Origin of the sequence: Amycolatopsis iheyensis (assembly GCF_024703995.1) — a bacterium.
In the GTDB taxonomy this organism is placed as follows: domain Bacteria; phylum Actinomycetota; class Actinomycetes; order Mycobacteriales; family Pseudonocardiaceae; genus Amycolatopsis; species Amycolatopsis iheyensis.
The window spans coordinates 199,997-218,097 of sequence record NZ_JAMXQV010000009.1 but is presented as its reverse complement, the minus strand read 5'-3'; the positions used below and the strand labels follow the sequence as shown (position 1 = coordinate 218,097).

Here is an 18,101-nt window from a genome sequence, read left to right as displayed (position 1 = left end):
TTGTTCAGTTTTACCGTTCGATCGCTCGGTTTCGGAAGGTCTGGCGCATGACACCGGAAGCAGGGCCGCCGGGGGTGTCCGTCCCCGCGCTGGCCGAGTTCCTCCACGAGCACGTTCCCGGGCTGCTGTCCGGGCCCTTGCGGGTGGAGCTGCTGGCCGGCGGCCGGTCCAACCTGACCTACCTGCTCGGCGACGGGTCCGGCCGGTGGGTGCTGCGGCGGCCACCGCTGGGCCACGTCCTGGCGACGGCCCACGACATGGGCCGCGAGTTCCGGGTGCTGGCCGCCCTGCACCCGAGCGCGGTGCCGGTCCCCCGGCCGATCGTGCAGGGGGACGCCGACGTGTTCGGCGCGCCGTTCTACGTCATGACGTTCGCCGACGGCGCGGTGCTGCGCGAACGCCACCAGCTCGAATCCCTCGGTGCCGCGGAAGCCGCCCGCCTGGCCGACGCGCTCGTCGACGTCCTGGCCCGGCTGCACGCCACCGATCCCGCCGCGGTCGGGCTGGGCGACCTGGGTCGCCCGGACGGCTACCTCGAGCGCCAGCTGCGGCGGTGGGCGAAGCAGCTGGCGGCCTCGCACAGCCGCGACCTGCCCGAGCTCACCGCGCTGGCCGGCCGGCTCGGGCAGCGGGTGCCGGAAACCGGCGCGGCGGCGATCGTGCACGGGGACTACCGCCTGGACAACCTCGTCGTCGACCCGGCCGGCGGGCAGGTGGTGGCCGTGCTCGACTGGGAGATGGCCACCCTGGGCGACCCGCTGGCCGATCTCGCCTCCGCGGTCGCCTGGTGGGACGGCCCGGACAACCCCGTCGCCACGACACCCGCGCGGGTGCCCGGCTTCCCGTCCGCCGGCTTCCTGGTCGAGGCCTACGCGCGACGCAGCGGCCGGGACCTGGCCGCCCTGCCGTGGTACCTGGGCTTCGCGTACTACAAGATCGCCGCCATCTTCGAAGGCATCCACTACCGCGCGCGGCAAGGCCTCACGGTGGGCGAAGGGTTCGACCGCCTCGGCGAGCTCGTGCCCGGCCTCGCCGAACGCGGCCACACCGCACTCGACGGCGACCTGGCCGCCATCCGATGAGCGCGCTCACCTACGTCCTCGACGGACGCGTCGCCCGGATCCGGCTGGCCGACGGCGCCCGCGGCAACCCGCTCGGTCCCTCCACTGTGGACGAACTGGTCGCCGGGACGTCCGCGCGGTTCACCCTGGCCCACACGAAGCTCGGCTTCTCCCCCGACGGCGGCAGCTCGCCGCTGACCGCTTCCCTCGGCCTGCACCGGGCGCCGGCCCTCGCGCTGCTGAACCCCGTCGTCACCGCCGAGGAGGCCCACCGGCTCGGGCTGGGCGCCCAGGTCGCGACGAAACGGCTGCTGCGTGAGACCGCGGTCCCGGCCGCCGAAGCAGCGTCGCGGCCTTCCTCGCCAAGCGGGCCCCCGAGTTCACCTGACCACGACCCCGGCCCACCGCGGCCCGAAAGGAACTGACATGGCCGGACCGTTGACCGGGCTGCGCGTCGTCGAGCTGGCGGGCATCGGCCCGGGCCCGCACGCGGCGATGCTGCTGGCCGACCTCGGCGCCGACGTCGTGCGGGTCGAACGACCGCAGGGCACCCTCGACCTGACCGGGGGCAAGCCCGACTACCTGCTGCGCGGCCGCCGTTCGGTGGCCGCGGACCTCAAGACCGAGGACGGCCGCGCGCGGGTGCGCCGGCTGATCGCCCGGGCCGACGTGCTCGTCGAAGGCTTCCGCCCCGGTGTCGCCGAACGTCTCGGCGTCGGACCGGACGACTGCCTTGAGGTGAACCCGAAGCTCGTGTACGCCCGCATGACCGGCTGGGGCCAGGACGGGCCGCTGGCCGAGCGCGCCGGCCACGACATCAACTACATCGGCCTGACCGGGGCGTTGCACGCGATCGGCCGCGCGGGCGAGCCCCCGGTGCCCCCGCTGAACCTGGTCGGCGACTTCGGGGGCGGCTCACTGTTCCTCGTCATGGGCGTCCTCGCGGCGCTGTGGGAGCGCGAGCGCTCCGGCGAAGGCCAGGTCGTCGACGCGGCCATGGTCGACGGCACGAGCGCGCTGCTGCAGATGCTGTGGACGATGCGTGGCCAGGGCACCTGGTCGGCGGAGCGCGAGGCGAACCTCCTCGACGGCGGCGCCCCGTTCTACGACACCTACCGGTGCGGAGACGGCCGGTGGGTCGCGGTGGGCGCGATCGAGCCGCAGTTCTACCGCGCGTTGCTGGCCGGTCTGGGGCTGGACCCCGCGGAGCTGCCCGGCCAGCTGGACCGGGCCGGCTGGCCGGAGCTGCGGGCGCGGTTCACGGAGGTTTTCGAGACACGCACCCGCGACGAGTGGGCGAAGGTGTTCGACGGCACGGACGCGTGCGTGACGCCGGTGCTGGCGACCGACGAAGTGTCGGCTCACCCCCACCTGGCCGCGCGCGGGACGATCATCGAGATCGACGGGGTCGAGCAGGCGGCGCCGGCGCCGCGTTTCTCCCGTACGGTGGCGGCGCATCCGACCGCGCCTCCGCGGCCGGGCGCGGACACCGACGCCGTGCTCGCGGACTGGGAGGCCTGACCCACCGGGCCTGATGCTTCGCCAGTCCTTCGACCTCCGGCCAGGCACGGCGCGGGCCTGCCTCAGCCGAGCGCGGCCAGGTGGTCCGCCACCGCCGCGACGTCGCCCGCGTCGGAGATCGACCCGATGTAGCCGTCCGGCCGGATCAGCACGACCGTGCGCGCCGACGCGCCGTAGGCCGCGGCCAGATGCCCTCCGGTGTCGGCGACCTCGTCCGGGCCGGCCGGCCGCTGTACGACCCGGATCGTCCGCGGCCCGGCCGGAAGTCCCTGTGCCGCTCCGAAGCTCAGCAGGGTGAAACGCCCGCCCCGGGTCAGGTCGAACAGCCGGCGTTCGCCGTCGACCGTCGCCAGCTTGGTCGCGTCGGGCGCGCGGTCGCCGGCGCGCAGCGACGCCGTCTCGGCGCGGTCGTCGCGGCACAGGGCCGAGCCCCGGTAGTTCACGGTGAGCTGCATCGTGTCCGCGTCGCGCCGGAGCGGGATGCCCTGCCGCTCGATCGCCTCCTTCAGCCGCGCGTCCGACAGCGCGAGCACGCCGGCCGCGATCGGCCGCCGCTCGGCTTCGTAGCTGTCGAGCAACGCCGGTGAACCGCGCTCGAGCTTCCAGGCGAGGTTGTGCGCATCCTGGATGCCCGTGTTCATCCCCTGGCCGCCCGCCGGTGAATGGATGTGCGCCGCGTCGCCGGCGAGGAACACTCGACCCGCGCGGTAGCGCTCGGCGAGGCGGACGTTGGCGCGCCACAACGACGTCCACTGCGGCTCGTGGAGACGGATGTCGGTCCGGCCGCTTCGCCGGTCGAGGATGGCCTGCAGGTTCGCGAGGCCGAGCCCGGCGTCCTGGCCGGGTGCGAGGCCGGCCTGGTACTGGAAGAGGCCGGTGGAGGGCAGCGGGCACAGGTTGACGAGGCCTTCGGCGTGCCGCCACATGTGCCAGGCCTCGCGGTCGAGGCCGTCGACCTCGACGTCCGCGACGATCATCCGGACCGCCTCGCGCGTCTCCCCTTCGAACGCGATGCCCGCCTGCTTGCGGACCGTGCTGTGCCCGCCGTCGCAGCCGACCAGCCGACGCGCGGTGACCGTCTCGGGTTCGCCGTTCTTGACGACGACCGCCGTCACGCCCTCGGCCGACTGCTCGAACCCGGCGAGCGTGGCGCCGAACTCGACCGCGCCGCCGAGCTCCGCCAGCCGCAGCCGCAGCGCTTCCTCGACCCGCCATTCGGGCGTGATCAGGCTCGCCGGGTACGGGATGTCCGGCCGGTCGCCCGCGGTCCCGCCGCCCCCGAGCGTCACCTGGCCGTCGGGCCCGGTCGACCGGATCGGCATGGCGAGGCGGCCGTGGGCGAGCACGCGGTCGACGACGCCGAGGTCGTCGAACACCTCGAGGGTGCGTGGCTGGACCCCCTTGCCGCGTGACCCGCGCTGCGGGCCGGCAGCGCTCTCGAGCAGGCGGAACGACACGCCGGCGCGGGCGAGCCCGCAGGCCAGGGTCAGCCCGGTCGGTCCGGCGCCGACGATCAGCACCTGCGGCTCCATCGGTCCTCCAAGAAAGTAATTCCTTTCTATCGACGATAGCCGGGGTTGCCGAGAAAGGAAAGGCTTTCTATCGTGCCGAGATGGTCACCGGAACACCCGAACGCCGGCGGCGGCACGGCAAGGAACTGGAGTCCGCGCTGCTCGCCGCCGCGTGGGAGCAGCTGGCCGAGACCGGGTACGCCCGCCTGACGATGGAGTCGGTCGCGGTGCGCGCCCGCACCAGCGAGGCCGTGCTCTACCGGCGCTGGGCCAACAAGGACGAACTCGTGCTCGCCGCGATCGAGCGTCACCGCGACATGAACCCGGTGACCCAGCCGGACACCGGCGCCCTGCGCACCGACCTGCTCGCCCAGCTCACGGCGGCGAGCGAGGCCCTCGCCGGGTTCTTCGCCATCGCCGCCGCCACCGCGTTCTCGGGGTTGCTGGCCGACACCGGCCTGACCCCGGCCCAGGTCCGCGACCGGATCGTGGGCGAGCAGCCACTCCCCCTCGGCCGCACGATCTACCGGCGCGCCCACGACCGCGGCGAGCTCGACCTCGACCGCGTCCCGGCGGCGGTCCTCGCGCTCCCGTTCGACCTGCTCCGCCTCGACCTGCTGATGGACCTCCGGCCCGCGAAGCCCGCCCGCATCCGGTCGATCGTCGACGAGCTCTTCCTGCCCCTCGTGGGCCACCACCAGGCCGGTCAGGGCAGTTAGGTTACATGGCCTAGTCGTAACTTAACGAGTATGCTCGGCTCATGGACCTCACCTCGATCGCCCTCCCCGACAGCCCGGCTGCCGGGCACGCCGTGGAAGTGGCGACGACCTACTCGTCGCCGGCCATGCTCAACCATTCGATGCGGGTGTACGCCTGGGCCGTGGCGCTCGGGGCGGTCCACCACGTCGAGTTCGACGCCGAGCTGCTGTTCGTCGCGGCCATGCTGCACGACGTCGGGCTGGTCGCGGAGTTCGACAGCCACACCAGGCCGTTCGAAGTGGCCGGCGGGCACGTGGCGTGGGTGTTCGCCGCCGGCGCCGGCTGGCCGGCCGCGCGGCGGACGCGGCTGGCCGAGGTGATCGTCCGGCACATGCTCGCCGAGGTGGATCCGGCCGAGGACCCGGAGGGGTTCCTGCTGTCGCGAGCCGCCGCGCTGGACATCGCCGGACGGGATGTCACCGACGTGCCCGCCGGCCTGCGCGGCGAGGTGCTGGCCCGCTACCCGCGGCTGACCCTCGTCGACGAGTTCCTGCGGTGCTTCCACGACCAGGCGGCCCGCAAGCCCGAAAGCACCGCGGGCGCCGCGATCCGCAACGACCTCGACACCCGGATGCGCCGCAACCCGCTCGATCAGGACTGACCTTCAGGAGGACCACCGTGCAAGCCATCACCGTCCGGGACCGGGCCGCCGGTCCCGCCGGGCTCACCCCGGCCGAACTGCCCCACCCGCACGCCGCCGAGAACGACGTCGTCGTGCGGGTGCACGCCGCCGGGTTCACCCCCGGCGAGCTCGACTGGCCGGCCACCTGGACCGACCGCGCCGGCCACGATCGCACCCCGAGCGTGCCCGGGCACGAGCTGTCCGGCGTCGTCGCGGAGCTCGGCTACGGGACCACCGGGCTGAGCGTCGGCCAGCGCGTGTTCGGCCTCGCCGACTGGGCCCGCGACGGCTCGCTCGCCGAGTACACGGCCGTCGAAGCCCGCAACCTGGCGCCGCTGCCCGCCGACATCGACCACACGACGGCGGCCGCGCTGCCGATCTCCGGGCTGACCGCGTGGCAGGCGTTGTTCGACCACGGCCGGCTCACCGCCGGGCAGACCGTGGTGGTCCACGGCGCCGCGGGCGCGGTCGGCTCGATCGCGGTGCAGCTGGCCCGCGAGGCGGGTGCGTACGTGATCGGCACCGGCCGGGCGAGCGCCCGCGACACGGTGCTCGGGCTGGGCGCGTCGGCGTTCTTCGAGCCGACGGCGGACCGCCTGGCGGACCTGGGCGAGGCGGACGTGGTCCTCGACGTCCTCGGCGGCGAAGTCCTCGACCGCTCGGCGGCACTGGTGCGCGAGGGCGGCACGCTGGTCACGATCGCGGAGCCACCCCGGATCCGCGCGACGGCGGGCCGCACGGTGTTCTTCGTGGTGGAGCCGGACCGCGCCCGGCTGGCGGACCTGGCCCAGCGCGTCCGCGAAGGCCGGCTCCGGGTGCCGGTCGGGGCGGTGCTTCCGCTGGCGGAGGCGCCCGCGGCGTTCATCCGGCGTGGCGCGGGTAAGACGATCATCCGCGTCCGTGAGGACGGCTAAACCCCCAGGCGCTCGACCAGCATCTTGCGGACCTCGTCCGCCGTCTCGGCGCCCGCGGCTTCGGCCACCGCCCCGGTGACGGCGGGCACCAGGTCGGCCACCAGCTTGCCCTCGAGCCCGTCGGCGAAGGCCGGCTCCGAGTGCCGGTCGGAGCGGTGCTTCCGCTGACGGACGCGCCCGCCGCGTTCACCCCGCGTGGACGCCTAAACCCCCAGGCGCTCGACCAGCATCTTGCGGACCTCGTCCGCCGTCTCGGCGCCCGCGGCTTCGGCCACCGCCCCGGTGACGGCGGGCACCAGGTCGGCCACCAGCTTGCCCTCGAGCGCGTCGGCGAGCTGCCGCGCGTCGACCGGGTGCGCCGCGCTGTCGGTGATGAGCTTCGTGACCGCGTCCAGCGACGAGCCGAGCGCGGTGATCTTGGCGTCCATGTCCTTGAGGAACTGGGCGTAGTTGCGGTTGCCGGTCACGTCGAAGACGTTCCCCCACATGAGGTTGACGAAGTCGTCGCTGCTGAAAGGCATGTCTTCCTCCGGGTCGAGGTGGTTGCCGGTGTAGGACTCGTCGAAGTCGACCGCGCCGGCCGACCCCGGCAGGGTGCCGCCGCTGGTGTACTGGTGGACGTCGTAGCGGCCGGGGTAGCGCCCGGCCCCCGGCGCCTCCGGGCGCGCGCCGAAGCGGGCGATCACGATCACCAGGTCCGGCACGTCCCACCGGTCCGGTCGCAGCGCGGCGGCGAAGGACGAACTCAGGTAAACCGCCGGGCGGAAGCCCGCGTCGGCCACGTGCCGGCAGAACGCGGTGCCGAACGCCTCCGCCGCGCCGTCCGGCCGGAACGGCGCCTCCAGGTCGAGCAGCGGGCAGACGCCGGTCGCGCCGAGCCGCCGGACCTCGGCGAGCAGGACGTCGGCCTGCGCCTGCGGGCCGGGGCGCAGTTGCGCGTAGTGGTAGCCGCCGACCGGGATCCCGCGCGACTTCGCGCCGGCCACGTGCGTGTCCGGCCGGTGGACCACGCCGGCTTCCGCGCGGGTGTAGGGCGCGCCACCGTCGGACACCTTGACCCACGCGAACGCGAGATCGCTCACCTGGTCCCAGCGCAGGCCGCGCTGGTAGAACGGATGGACGTCGGTTCCCCTCGCCATCAGCGAACTCCTTTCCCGGTCACCAGAACAAGATCCACCGGTCGTCGAGCCGGACGCCGTGGCCCTGGTGGGTCACGCGGCGCTGGCCGGGCGAAAGGCACCGGGAGCCGGAGATCCGGTGCCACACCTCGGATTCCGTGAAGAGCATCCGCCCGGCGCGGTAGGGCACGGTGATCGCCTGACCGCCGCCCCGGCGGGCCGCGGTGGCGGCCGGACCGTCGGCCTCCAGGTCCATGCCGCTGCCGCCGTCCGGCAGCTCGAACGGCACGGTGAAGTTGACCACCGCGGTGATGTCGGCGTCGCGCGCCACCAGGCAGGGCGCCTGCGTCTCGAGGACGTCGACGTGCCAGCAGCCGCCCAGGTACTCGCCGGGGCCTTCGAAGCCGAACACGTGGAAGCCGGGGACGGCGAGCTCTTCGGCGTACACCACCGGCAGTCCGTACCGCTGCTCGAAGAAGGCCGCGACCCGTTCGTGGACGACGCGGAAATGCCGGTACAGCACCCGGTTTTCCGCCCGCGCGCACGCCGCGTAGTGCTCGAGGCGCTCGCGGTTGCGGTAGAGCGGCTCGCCGATCGTGCCCATGCTGCCGCCGTCTGGCGTGCGCCGGCCTTCGTGCCACAGCCCGGCGGGCACGTCGTCCACGACCGCGCGGACGACGTCGACTTCCGCGGCGGTGAACAGCTCCGCGGTGAACACCCGCGCGCCGCCGAAGGTGATCTCCTCGGTGTCCACTGTGGTCATGACACCCGCTCCTCGCACAGCTCCGCGGCGGCCAGCAACGCGGCGACGGCCGCCGCGATCGGCTGGCCGGTTTTCGACTCGTAGTAGGTGAAACCCGGCGACGGGTTGACTTCGAAGCAGTACCACTCGCCGTCCGGGGTGCGGCGCAGGTCGATGCCGGCCACCGGCAGCCCGAGCCGCTTCGCCAGGCCGAGACAGCGATCGGCGACGTCCGGCGGCAGGTCCAACGCCGTCAGGACGGGGTCGGGGCGGCCGAGTGCCCGGGCGTAGCGGTAGTCGTCGGCGTCGCTGTCGACCTCGGCGGCGAAGACTTCGGCGCCGACGACGTGCACGCGCACGTCGGTGCCCGGCACCCGGCGCTGGAACTGGGTCGGGCAGGCAGTCACGGCGGCGAACCGGGCGGCGTCGGCGGGCCCGAGGCGGCGCACCCGGCTGCGGACCCCGCTGGTCGACTTCACGATGACTTCGCCGTGTTCGCGGACGAACGCCCGGACCCGCTCCGGGTCGTTGGTGACGAGGGTCGGCGGCACGAGGAACCCGCCGGCGGCGACCGCACGCAGCTGGTAGGGCTTGGACGCGTTCCCCGCGGCGGCGGCCGGCCGGTTCAGGACGTAGGCGGGGGTGCGGTCGGACCAGGCGTTGAGCACCTGGTCCACGTCGGCGGCGTGCCGCCATTCGGGCGACGACGGCAGCGCACGCAGGGCGGCCAGCTGGGTGCTGTCGTGCGGGCGCAGGTAGGCCGCGCGGACCTGGCCGAGGTCGAACGGCTCCCCCGCGACGGTGACCCGGGTGTGGGTGCCGTCGATGCGCACCGTGGTGTCGAGGACGTGCCGCTGGTCGAGGAACCGGACGGGCGCGCCGAGCTGCCGCAGCCGAGCCAGGACCGCGGCCATCGGCTGGTCCCGGAGGAGGCCCCAGAGCAGGATGGTCATCCGGCCACCACCTGGAGGCCGGGAGAGCCTGCCGCACCCCCGAACCCGAGGCGACCACCCCCAGCGGCTGCCTCGGGTCCGGGGTCGCTCACCGCGGGGGGCAGCGGACCCTCGGCTGCCGCGGGACCAGCCGAGGCGGGCGCGCCCGCCGAACTCCCACCCAGAACCGCACCCGCCACCTCAGGCGCCGAGGCGGTCGCCGCACCCTCGAAACCCACAGCACCAGCCGCCGCACCGGCGAAACCCGAAGCACCACCCGCAGCAGCCAAGCCGGATGCACCCCTCGGGCACCCGCCGAGCGCAGCCAAAACCGCGTCCGCCACCTCGGGATCAGCCAGATCCGGCCAGGCCGAAATCTCCCGCACCTCAGCATCCGCCCCCGCGCCGGACACCGTGGCCGTGAGCAACGGTGTCCCCGCCTGGCGGGCCAGCTCGCACAGCCTCTCCCCCACCACCCGGTGCACGTCTCCCAGGCAGCGGCCGTCCACCACGTTCGCCGGCCTCGCGTCGGGCCACTCCGGAACCACCGCGACCGGCGCCGGCCCCAGCTCGACCCGGCGTCGCGGCGGCGACACCCGCAAACCCACCGAAGCGGCCGCGGCCGCCCACTCCTCCGGGTACCACGCCGGGCCGTTGAGGCAGCGGGGGTTCGGCGGGTTCAGCACCGGGGCGGGGCACGCGTCCAGCCAGGCCAGCGCGAACGCCGTCAGCTCGGCCGCCGCGTAGGCGCGGTCCTCGCGGTGGACCCGGGCCAGGTCCGCGTCGGTGAACACGCCGAGACGGTTCACCACCCCCGTCACCGGCACCGGGGTCCCGAGCGCCAGCGCCGCGCGCACCCGGCCGTCGCGGTCGATCTCCAGGCTCCAGCGGGCTTGGTGGAGGTCGCCGACGGTGAGCAGCAGCGCCGCGTCGCCCCAGCGCTCGGCCAGGGCCCGGGCGGGCTCGTCGTGGTCGTGGGCGAGGATCAGCAGCATCAGCTGTCCTCTTCGGACAGTGCGTCCCGGCCGACTTCGGGGCGGTCCGCCAGGGAGATGAACGTGCGCTCGTCGCCTTCCGACACCGACGTCGGCGGCGCGCCCGGCGGGAACGTCCCGGCGAGGTCGACGAACTCCTTCTGCCCGTCCTTCCCGCGGTCCTTCTCCTTGCCTTCCTTGCTGTCCTTCTCCTTGCTCTCCTTGTTGTCCTTGCCCTCCTTCTCCTTGCTTTCCTTGCCCTCCTTGCTGTCCTTCTCCTTCTCCTTCGTCTCCTTGGTCTCCGCCTTGTCCTTGAGGGGGTCGATCCGGTGATCGATCGCGGTGATCTTCACCTGCAGCTCCTGGACCACCCCGAACAGCTCCAGCCGCAGCTCCTTGATGCAGTTGCTGACGGTGCGCAGGGCTTCGGCGACACCCCCGAGGTCGGTCTCGATGGCGTGGAACCGGCGGTTGAAGCCGATCTCGGTCGGCGTCTCCCCCGCCTGCACCACGGTCACCCCGTCGACGAAGTCCGGGTGGCTGAACGTCGGGTCGAAGTCCAGCTCGCACTGCGGCGCGAACTGGGGAACGCTGGTCTGGAACACGAACGGCGGCGTCTGCGTCGCCGTGAGGTCGCCCGAGGACCGCGCGATGGCCCGGCCCAGCACCGCGATCACGTCGTCTTCCGCGACCCCCGCGCCCCGCAGTGCTTCGACGATCTTGCGTGCCGGCACCCCGTAGACGAGCTCTTCGTCGCTCATGAGATCTCTCCTTGTCCTGCCCGCGCGGACGGCGCGAGGCGGTAGTGCCGGTAGGCCCGGGCGGCGGCGATGTCGAGGCCGGTGAACGCGCCGGAGCCGTCCACGTCGACGTGCCGCCGCCGGATGGCGAAGGTGTCGGCCCGCACCCCGATGGGCGTGACCAGCTCGACGATGTTGAGCAGGTGCTCGTACTGGCGCAGGGTCAGCAGCGCGCCGTCGGGCAGGGCGGGCCGCCACGTGTAGGGGTCGTTCGCCCCCGAGCGCTGCCCCAGCACGCACGACACGACGCTGATTCCGCTGTTGAAGAGCGGAATCGTGACGACCGCGCCGCGCTTCGCCGACAGCGTGGCGTGCTGGTCCCCGGGCCCGCGCACCTGCCAGCGGTGGATGAGCGTGTGCTCCCCCGCCAGGTTCGCGCCCGCCAGCGGCAGCCCGGTCACGCCGAACACCAGCGCCAGCGTCCCGGCGCCGGTGGCCAGCGCGACGACGCTGCTCGCGCCGGCCGCGGTGGCCGTCGTGAAGAGCGGGCTCAGCAGGGCCGAGTTCGCGATCACCGCGGCGGTGCGGGTGGCGCCGAGGTCGAAGAGCACGTAGTCGCGCGGCGACACCGTGCCCAGCTGCCGGGCGAACGCGGCGACGTCGGTCACCTTCGGCACGCTCCGGCTGTCCAGCGCGGCATCCAACCCGGGAACCGTGCTGGTCGAGCGCGCGGCGGCCAGCACCGCGGCGGGATCCGCCGCCGGGGTCAGCTGAGCGCCCGCGAGCGCGGCGATCACCGCGACCACCGGCACGTCGTGGTCCGGATCGGTGGGCGACACCAGCCGCGCGCTCAGCGTCAGCGGGACATCGCCGGACGCGTCGGGCTCGACGTCCACCACGAGCGGGCCCATCGGCGCGGTGCTGACGAACACCGTGCCGTCGGCGGCCGGCTCGACCGTCCGCAGGCCGCACGCACGCAGCAGCCAGGCCCCGGCCGGGTCCGCCGACCGCGGCTTCGGCACCAGGTTCGGGTCCTTGAGCGCGGTGGCCGCACTGACCGCGGCGTCGAGCTGGGCGGCCACCGGCGCGGCGAGCTGCGCGCCGAACCCGAGCTCGAACCGCGACCCGCCCGTGTTGTCCTGTCCCCGCAGCACTTTCGGCCACGGCCGGGCGCCCAGCCGGCCGCACCGGGCGTCGAGGGTGGTCAGCGCCTCCGCCACGGTGGGCGCCAGCGGCTGGAAGGGCTGCACCTGCCAGGTGGCCAGCGCCGCCCGCTGGGTGTCGACGCGCGCGACCACGTCCGGGGGCAGCAGGCGGTGCGCGTGCGCGTCGTCGCCTTCGGTGCTGCCTGCGGGCCAAATCAGGTGCACCCGCCGGATCGCGTTGAGCAGCTGCCCGATGGCGCCGGGTGCGCCCGGGGCGACCAGCCGCAGCGCGATCAGCTGCGGGTCGGCCGACTCGTCGACGGTCACGGTGCTCGGCACGCCGACGTCGGCGAGGAACTCGGCCAACGCGGAGCCGAGCCACGGCGCGCTGGGCAGCCGCACGCCACGCAGGACCCGCAGCCGGGCCCGGTACGACGCGTCGTCTTCGCCCGTGCTCAGTGGCCGGGTGGCCGGTGTCTGCTCCTCGGCGTCCCAGAACAGCTCGTCGGAGAACCGCGCACACGACAGGTCGGCGCCGATCCGGTCGAGTGCGTTGCCGCTCGCCACCGCCAGGGTCCGCATCGCGCGGATCTGCCGTGCGGTGCGCCGGATCCGGCCCTTCTCGTCGAGCAGCACGGTGAGCAGCCGCCCGAGCACGCCGTCGACCAGGTCGAACCGCACCGCGGCGATCAGCTGCGCGGCCGTGAGCCCGACCCCGGCCTTGCCACCGCGGATCCCCCGCGCCAGCAGGGTGAACGGCGCCTTGCCCGCGGGCGGGACGGCGGCCACCAACGCGGTGCCTGCCGCGGTGTGCGGTGCGAACGTCACCACCGGAAGCGTCTGCGGCGCATCCTTGCCGGCCTCGAGCGCGGGCAGGATCGTCAGCCCCTGAGCGTCCACATCGGACAGTACGGTGCACAGCACCAGCGGCTGCCGGGTGGGGAAGTCCACGACCACTTCGGCCTGCCCGGTGGGGCCACTTGAGGACGGGCGCAGGGTCAGCGGTCGCGGAGTGGCCGCCGGGGCCAGCGGCCCGATCAGCTCGGCCGCCGCGGCGGCCAGGACACCGGCGCCGAGGCGGTCCGGGTCGAGCGGGGTCACGGGTTTCGTCATGGCTCACCGCACCGTCAGCCGGCCGGGCGACTCGACGAAGACCGCGATCTGGTCGGCGCCGACGATCAGGTTCTCGTCCAGGTCGAGCACGTCCGGCGAGGTGTCGCTCTCCCCGCCCGACCCGACGTCGTCGACCGCGAACGGGAACCGCATCAGGTGCAGCCCGCTGACGTCGACGACGCCGGGCTCGGCCATCATCGCCGCCGACAACGCGGCGGCCCGCACCGGTTCCGCCAGCGTCAGCCCGTCGACGACCCCGCGCAGCCGGGCCGCCAGCCGCTGCTTGAGCGCGAGCGCGGCGGGGCTGAGGTTGCGGCCGGCGACCGACCCGGACGGCAAGGCCAGGCCCGAGGTCACGATGTCGGCCTCGACGGTGAAGAACACCTGCTCGGCCCGCACCACGTCCGGGAAGATCCCGACCGGCCGGACGTCGCGGATCGCCTGCTGCACGGCCGCGCGCAGGCCGGCCGCGCCGTCCCAGACCGCGGCCTCGGTGGGCGCGACGAGCACGGTGACGAAGAACGGCGACGACATGTCCCGGTCGGCCGCGAACAGCCGCTCGAAGAACGCGAACTGGCCGAAGATCGACTGGGACAGGTCGAGCCCGCCCCAGCCGTCGCGCACGACGACCTGCCGCACGCCGGGCACCAGCGCGACCGTGGCGGCGATCGAGTCGGCCGTCCACAGCGACCGCGGCGCGGCCAGCAGCAGCGCCCGGTAGCGGTCGTCGTCGAACTGCGCGTTGCCGCCGGTGAGCGCCTGCGTGTGCTGCACGCGCACGAGTCCCTGGCCGATCGACGAAGCGGTGGCGAGGAAGCCGGCCGCGACGTCGGCGTCGATCATCGCTTCCAGCTTGGTGTCGGCGATCTCCCACCGGTCGATCCGCTGCGGGTGCGTGCCGCCGGTGCCGGTCACGGCCGGGTCCAGGTTGCCGACGGGACCCGGGTCGAAGCTCGTCACCGGCACGACCGCGGACGTCACCCCGGGGGTGAACCGCACCGCGGCCGCGAGCGCGACGCGGTGCCCGCCCGGCGTGGCCAGCCGGGAACCGCGTGGCAGCACCAGTTCCGGCACGCTCGACGGCAGCGCTTTCGCGAGCGTCAGCGTGACGGCCCCGGTCGCGGTGAGGAACGGCCGGGCGATCCCGAGCTCCTCGCCGAGGTCGGACAGCGCCTGCCCCCGGGCCGTGCTGACGAAGCTGTCGTCGTACTCAGCGGCCAGCGCCGCCCACGTCCGCGCGTCCTCCAGGGCGGTGACCTCCAGCAGCTTGCGCACCACGCTGCCGCTGGAGAGGTCGATCGCCGGGTCGATCAGCTGCTGGGCCAGCGCGATCTTCTCGGCCAGCAGGCGGGTGAACGGCTTGGGCAGGAATCCCGCGTCGGTCACGCCGAAGCCGGCGCTGCCGGTGGAGCGGGTGACAGTCTCGTCGACGGCCAGGACGTCGGTCAGGTCGATGCTGGTCTCGTCGCTCACGGGGCCACCTCCCCGAACGGGGTGCCGGAGGCGAGGCCGCCGGTGTCCAAAGTGGCCGGATCGCCGCTGACCGCCTCGAACGAGACGGTGACGTCGAGCCGGCGGGACGCGACGTCACCGGTGGGCGACGGCGCGGACAGGTCGACCACCCGGCGCACCCGCGGGTCGGCGGCCACCATCTCCACCACCGCGCTGCGCAGGCCTTCCCGCGCGAGCACCGGGGACGTCTGCTCCACCATCGGTGTCAGGCCCAGGAATCCGAAGCGCAGGTTGAACGGGTCGCTGCCGCGCAGGGTGGTCAGCCCGACCGCGAGGTCCTGGCAGAGCGCGTCCACGCCGTCCACGAGGTCGAGGTCGACGCCGGATCCCGTGGCGCGCAGCACGAGGTCGCGCGCGGTGTCGGCGGGGTCGACGAGGTCGGCGCGCACGCCGACGCCGAGCAGCGCGCGGCGGCGGGCGGCGGAGTCGTCGCCCGGCACGGCGCCCGGTGGCGTCGGGGGCGGGGGCAAAGCGGTCATCGGAGCTCCTTCACGATGCGGTGAGCACGGAGTTCCCGGCGGCGACCGACTTCAGCGGTACGGCCGCGGGGGTGGAAGTGGCTTGGACGGAGTCGAGCAGGACGGGGCTGGTCCCCACCGTCAGGAGCCTCGACCGTCCCGGGTTCGGCAGGAGGACCGCGGTCGCGACGCAGACCCCGGGCGGGTTCGGCGCACCGCACTTGTCGTACGGGCCGAAGGCCGTGACGCTCTCGAAGAGCACGACCTGCTCGCCGCCGATGGTGAGCCGCGGGTCGCTCGCCGTCGGCGACGCGGTGCCGTCGTGCCGGCAGCCGAACGAGCCCTTGGTCGTGACCGGCGCGGCCATCAGCTCACGTCCATCGTGCCGCCGTCGAGCTGCACCCGGACGTCCTTGGCGGCGAGGTTGATCGTGTCCTCGGCCTCGAAGGTGATCGACTTCGCGGTGATCGAGACGCTGCCGTCGCCCTTCAGCACGATCCGCGCGGCGCCGTCGCCGGCCCGGCTCTCGATCAGGACGGTGCCGGCGCCGAGGTCGTCGTCGGGAACCGGCCGGCCCGGGACCTGGGTGAGCTGGTCGGTGACCCGCAGCACGAACCGCGCGGTCTCGATGACGCGGGTGCCGTCCCCGTCGACGAGGTCGTGGGTGGCGGGACCGTCGTTCGGCGTCTGCCGGTCCGGGTCCCGCAGGTGTTCCCGCTCGTCGACCTCGACCGGCAGGGCCAGCCAGTAGTCCCCCGGCCGCGCCTGCGGGCCGGCGTCCTGCGGCCACAACGCGCCGACGTCGACGAAGTCGGCCGAGCTGCCGCCGACGTTCGCCAGCACCACCCGGGTGCCGGGGTAGCGCGGCAGGACGAGGCCGTAGCTGCCCCACGCGAACGGCGTCACGTAGGGCACCTGGGTCAGCTCCGCGTGCGCGTCGGCGGTGATCTTCGTGCGCTGCGCCGCCCCCGGGAGGCCGTCCGGCGCGGCGTCGGAGTGCCAGACCTCGCTGGTGTGGCGGGGCGTGTCCGGGGACACGGCGTGGTCGTGGACCACCGCGGGCCGCGACCGGGTCGCGCCGAACACCCGGCCGGTCAGGTCCGCGACGACGTTGCCGATGGTGCTCGCCGCGCCGTGCGCGCTGTCGGCGAACGGCACGCCGGCCTGCCGCGCCCGCTTCGCCTCCTTCGCCGTGCCGGGCGTGACGTGATCCCACCCGTCGTCTTCCTCGCTCGCGAGGACGACCGCGCGGATCGTCGTGAGGAACCCCTTCTCCCGCGAGATCTCGTGCCGCACCTCGATGATCCGGCACACCGACGCGTCGGCGTCGGGGTCGGCGACGCCGACCGGCAGGTTCGGCAGCGTCGTGAGCAGCGTCGCGCCGATGCTCGGCGGCTCGGTGACTTCGAAGTCCTCCGGCGGCAGCACCGGGGAGATCCGGTCCCCCGGTTTGAGGTCCGGGCGGCCCAGTGCGGTCACCGCGACCGTGCGCCGCGGCGGCCGGGGGCCGAACAACCCGGGCGGGAGCCGCGCGTCCCGCGGCAGGTCGGCGCCGCGCTCGAGCGCGAGCAGGCCGCTCTCGTCGTCCATCGGCCGGTCGACGTCCAGCCGCGGGATCGTGCCGCTCTTGGTCCACTCGCCCAGGTGCAGGATCCCGTCGCGGATCACGGCGATCTCCTGGCTGTAGAGCCCGAGCGCCGCCTGCGCCTGGGTGCTCAGCTCGTGCAAGGCCTCGAGCGCGGTGCCCGCCGGGACGGCCGCGTAGTTGCGGACGTCCGGTGTGGGTTGCGCTGCCCGCAGCTCGTAGCCGCGCACGGACACGATCCCCTCGGCGATCTTCCCGACCGCCACCTCCAGGCCGTTCTTCCCCTGGTCACCGGGTTTCGACCCCGGATCCGCCCCGCCGGGCGCCGGCTTGGGCGCGCCGAAGCAGCGGCCTTCCACGTGGTGCTCGGCCAGCCGCGCCACGACCCGCTCGCGGCCCTTCACGACCACGTCCATCCGCCGGGAGCCCGGGCGCCGCGACAGCCGGTCGACCCGGAGCTCGGCGACGAGGCTGCCCTTCGGCGGCTCCGGCGTCGTCGCCGAAAGCGGGTTGTCCAGCCCGGTGAACTTCGCGAGGCCGCCGAGCACGCCGGTCGGGGCGTCCTTCCACCACAGGTGGAGTGAGGCGTCGAGCGGGGTGCCGGCCGGCAGGCTGATCTTGCGGTAGTCCTCCGCCGTCATCCCCTCGACGACGATCTCGTAGCTGCCGCCGGTCAGGCCGACCGGCAGCGAAGCGCTCACCGAACCGACGTAGGCGTCGCTGCCGATGGTGCACAGCTCGCTGTCGTGGACGCCTTCGCGGAACACCAGCGCCCACGCGGGCACGGTGCCGGGGACGACCTCGTGGCCGGTGGTGAACGTGAACCCGCGGAAGCCGGCCATCACATCTCCTCCGACAGCTGCGACAGCAGCACCGGCACGCCCGGGTCGCCCAGCGGGTGGGGCGGGCCGTCGTCGCGCCCGAGCGTGAGGTCCGTCCAGCGCAGCGAAAGCCGGCTGGCGAACCGGCCGGGACTGCGCAGTGTGCCCGCGGTGAGCACGAGCTCGTCGACGATGACCTCGACCGCCGCGGTCCCCGGCGAGCCGGCCAGGCGGACGGGCACGCCGGCCACCACCGGCACCGTCGTCCCGATCGCCCCGGCCACCACCAGCGTGAGCCGGGGCCACGCGGCGCCGTCGTCCCGGAAAGCCGTGCTGTCGCCGGGATCCGCGGTGCTGAAGACCACCGTCGACGGGTCCGCGGCGAGCACCGCGCGAGCCACCCCGAGCGGCACCGCCAGCACGAGAGCGCGGGCGGCGTCGAGGTCGATCCGCGCGGGCAGCCCGGCGGTCAGCTCCTGCTGCAGCACTTGCTCGGCGGGGTCGGCCGGCGGCGGCGCGGTGGGCGGCAGCGGGCGGCTGATCAGGGCGGGCAGTGTCCTGGGCATGGTCGTT

Annotated in this window: 18 protein-coding genes; 6 read left to right on the top strand and 12 right to left on the bottom strand. The window is 74.2% G+C overall.

Going from position 1 to position 18,101, the window contains the following annotated elements; genetic code table 11:
* The first annotated feature begins 47 nt into the window (after nt 1-47).
* From M8542_RS19820 to M8542_RS19810, 3 genes are read left to right on the top strand one after another with little or no spacing between them, the layout of a single operon-like run.
* Nucleotides 48-1,082: a phosphotransferase family protein gene (locus M8542_RS19820; RefSeq protein ID WP_257921689.1), complete on the top strand. Its 1,035-nt coding sequence runs from the start codon at nt 48-50 to the stop codon at nt 1,080-1,082.
* The gene (locus M8542_RS19815) at nt 1,079-1,486 is read left to right on the top strand and encodes an enoyl-CoA hydratase-related protein (protein ID WP_257921688.1); all 408 of its coding nucleotides are present in this window, start codon (nt 1,079-1,081) and stop codon (nt 1,484-1,486) included. Before M8542_RS19820 ends, M8542_RS19815 begins: the two co-directional genes overlap by 4 nt.
* Before the next feature lies 1 nt (nt 1,487).
* A complete protein-coding gene (locus M8542_RS19810; RefSeq protein ID WP_257921687.1) occupies nt 1,488-2,582 on the top strand; it encodes a CaiB/BaiF CoA transferase family protein in 1,095 nt (364 codons plus the stop codon).
* Nucleotides 2,583-2,644: 62 nt separating this feature from the next.
* Here the strand turns inward: M8542_RS19810 and M8542_RS19805 are convergent, their stop codons facing one another.
* Nucleotides 2,645-4,114 (bottom strand): FAD-dependent oxidoreductase, encoded by a 1,470-nt coding sequence (locus M8542_RS19805; protein ID WP_257921686.1) that lies wholly within the window; start codon nt 4,112-4,114, stop codon nt 2,645-2,647.
* A gap of 80 nt (nt 4,115-4,194) precedes the next feature.
* On the opposite strand from M8542_RS19805, the gene M8542_RS19800 reads away from it, so the two are divergent.
* Genes M8542_RS19800 through M8542_RS19790 form a run of 3 tightly spaced genes read left to right on the top strand, consistent with a single transcriptional unit; the run spans nt 4,195 to nt 6,388 of the window.
* Nucleotides 4,195-4,812 carry a TetR/AcrR family transcriptional regulator gene (locus M8542_RS19800; protein WP_257921685.1) on the top strand — a complete coding sequence of 206 codons (618 nt, stop codon included), beginning with the start codon at nt 4,195-4,197 and terminating at the stop codon, nt 4,810-4,812.
* A 41-nt stretch (nt 4,813-4,853) separates the two neighbouring features.
* Nucleotides 4,854-5,453, top strand: coding sequence for an HD domain-containing protein (locus M8542_RS19795; protein ID WP_257921684.1), 600 nt, complete (start codon nt 4,854-4,856; stop codon nt 5,451-5,453).
* A gap of 17 nt (nt 5,454-5,470) precedes the next feature.
* Nucleotides 5,471-6,388, top strand: coding sequence for an NADP-dependent oxidoreductase (locus M8542_RS19790; RefSeq protein ID WP_257921683.1), 918 nt, complete (start codon nt 5,471-5,473; stop codon nt 6,386-6,388).
* A 203-nt stretch (nt 6,389-6,591) separates the two neighbouring features.
* Here M8542_RS19790 and M8542_RS19785 read toward each other — a convergent pair whose 3' ends face one another.
* Genes M8542_RS19785 through M8542_RS19735 form a run of 11 tightly spaced genes read right to left on the bottom strand, consistent with a single transcriptional unit; the run spans nt 6,592 to nt 18,094 of the window.
* Nucleotides 6,592-7,527 (bottom strand): GH25 family lysozyme, encoded by a 936-nt coding sequence (locus M8542_RS19785; RefSeq protein WP_257921682.1) that lies wholly within the window; start codon nt 7,525-7,527, stop codon nt 6,592-6,594.
* Between the two features lie 19 nt (nt 7,528-7,546).
* Nucleotides 7,547-8,269 (bottom strand): hypothetical protein, encoded by a 723-nt coding sequence (locus M8542_RS19780; protein WP_257921681.1) that lies wholly within the window; start codon nt 8,267-8,269, stop codon nt 7,547-7,549.
* On the bottom strand, nt 8,266-9,201 hold the full coding sequence (locus tag M8542_RS19775; protein ID WP_257921680.1) for an ATP-grasp domain-containing protein: 936 nt from the start codon (nt 9,199-9,201) through the stop codon (nt 8,266-8,268). Before M8542_RS19775 ends, M8542_RS19780 begins: the two co-directional genes overlap by 4 nt.
* A complete protein-coding gene (locus M8542_RS19770; protein WP_257921679.1) occupies nt 9,198-10,175 on the bottom strand; it encodes a hypothetical protein in 978 nt (325 codons plus the stop codon). The genes M8542_RS19775 and M8542_RS19770 overlap by 4 nt, the downstream gene beginning before the upstream one ends.
* Nucleotides 10,175-10,915, bottom strand: a complete 741-nt coding sequence (locus M8542_RS19765; RefSeq protein ID WP_257921678.1) for a hypothetical protein — start codon at nt 10,913-10,915, stop codon at nt 10,175-10,177. The genes M8542_RS19770 and M8542_RS19765 overlap by 1 nt, the downstream gene beginning before the upstream one ends.
* Nucleotides 10,912-13,152: a hypothetical protein gene (locus tag M8542_RS19760; protein WP_257921677.1), complete on the bottom strand. Its 2,241-nt coding sequence runs from the start codon at nt 13,150-13,152 to the stop codon at nt 10,912-10,914. The genes M8542_RS19765 and M8542_RS19760 overlap by 4 nt, the downstream gene beginning before the upstream one ends.
* A 3-nt stretch (nt 13,153-13,155) precedes the next feature.
* Nucleotides 13,156-14,625, bottom strand: a complete 1,470-nt coding sequence (locus M8542_RS19755) for a baseplate J/gp47 family protein (RefSeq protein ID WP_257921676.1) — start codon at nt 14,623-14,625, stop codon at nt 13,156-13,158.
* Nucleotides 14,622-15,143 (bottom strand): hypothetical protein, encoded by a 522-nt coding sequence (locus tag M8542_RS19750; protein ID WP_257921675.1) that lies wholly within the window; start codon nt 15,141-15,143, stop codon nt 14,622-14,624. The genes M8542_RS19755 and M8542_RS19750 overlap by 4 nt, the downstream gene beginning before the upstream one ends.
* Nucleotides 15,144-15,153: 10 nt before the next feature.
* Nucleotides 15,154-15,489, bottom strand: coding sequence for a hypothetical protein (locus M8542_RS19745; protein WP_257921674.1), 336 nt, complete (start codon nt 15,487-15,489; stop codon nt 15,154-15,156).
* Nucleotides 15,489-17,549 carry a hypothetical protein gene (locus M8542_RS19740; RefSeq protein ID WP_257921673.1) on the bottom strand — a complete coding sequence of 687 codons (2,061 nt, stop codon included), beginning with the start codon at nt 17,547-17,549 and terminating at the stop codon, nt 15,489-15,491. The genes M8542_RS19745 and M8542_RS19740 overlap by 1 nt, the downstream gene beginning before the upstream one ends.
* Nucleotides 17,549-18,094, bottom strand: coding sequence for a hypothetical protein (locus tag M8542_RS19735; protein ID WP_257921672.1), 546 nt, complete (start codon nt 18,092-18,094; stop codon nt 17,549-17,551). The genes M8542_RS19740 and M8542_RS19735 overlap by 1 nt, the downstream gene beginning before the upstream one ends.
* Nucleotides 18,095-18,101: the final 7 nt, after the last annotated feature.

Bases quoted from the DNA above. Each gene is read 5' to 3' on its own strand.
- M8542_RS19820 (WP_257921689.1), top strand. From the start codon at position 48: ATGACACCGGAAGCAGGGCCGCCGGGGGTGTCCGTCCCCGCGCTGGCC.
- M8542_RS19815 (WP_257921688.1), top strand. From the start codon at position 1,079: ATGAGCGCGCTCACCTACGTCCTCGACGGACGCGTCGCCCGGATCCGG.
- M8542_RS19810 (WP_257921687.1), top strand. From the start codon at position 1,488: ATGGCCGGACCGTTGACCGGGCTGCGCGTCGTCGAGCTGGCGGGCATC.
- M8542_RS19805 (WP_257921686.1), bottom strand. From the start codon at position 4,114: ATGGAGCCGCAGGTGCTGATCGTCGGCGCCGGACCGACCGGGCTGACC.
- M8542_RS19800 (WP_257921685.1), top strand. From the start codon at position 4,195: ATGGTCACCGGAACACCCGAACGCCGGCGGCGGCACGGCAAGGAACTG.
- M8542_RS19795 (WP_257921684.1), top strand. From the start codon at position 4,854: ATGGACCTCACCTCGATCGCCCTCCCCGACAGCCCGGCTGCCGGGCAC.
- M8542_RS19785 (WP_257921682.1), bottom strand. From the start codon at position 7,527: ATGGCGAGGGGAACCGACGTCCATCCGTTCTACCAGCGCGGCCTGCGC.
- M8542_RS19780 (WP_257921681.1), bottom strand. From the start codon at position 8,269: ATGACCACAGTGGACACCGAGGAGATCACCTTCGGCGGCGCGCGGGTG.
- M8542_RS19775 (WP_257921680.1), bottom strand. From the start codon at position 9,201: ATGACCATCCTGCTCTGGGGCCTCCTCCGGGACCAGCCGATGGCCGCG.
- M8542_RS19770 (WP_257921679.1), bottom strand. From the start codon at position 10,175: ATGCTGCTGATCCTCGCCCACGACCACGACGAGCCCGCCCGGGCCCTG.
- M8542_RS19765 (WP_257921678.1), bottom strand. From the start codon at position 10,915: ATGAGCGACGAAGAGCTCGTCTACGGGGTGCCGGCACGCAAGATCGTC.
- M8542_RS19760 (WP_257921677.1), bottom strand. From the start codon at position 13,152: ATGACGAAACCCGTGACCCCGCTCGACCCGGACCGCCTCGGCGCCGGT.
- M8542_RS19750 (WP_257921675.1), bottom strand. From the start codon at position 15,143: ATGACCGCTTTGCCCCCGCCCCCGACGCCACCGGGCGCCGTGCCGGGC.
- M8542_RS19745 (WP_257921674.1), bottom strand. From the start codon at position 15,489: ATGGCCGCGCCGGTCACGACCAAGGGCTCGTTCGGCTGCCGGCACGAC.
- M8542_RS19740 (WP_257921673.1), bottom strand. From the start codon at position 17,549: ATGGCCGGCTTCCGCGGGTTCACGTTCACCACCGGCCACGAGGTCGTC.
- M8542_RS19735 (WP_257921672.1), bottom strand. From the start codon at position 18,094: ATGCCCAGGACACTGCCCGCCCTGATCAGCCGCCCGCTGCCGCCCACC.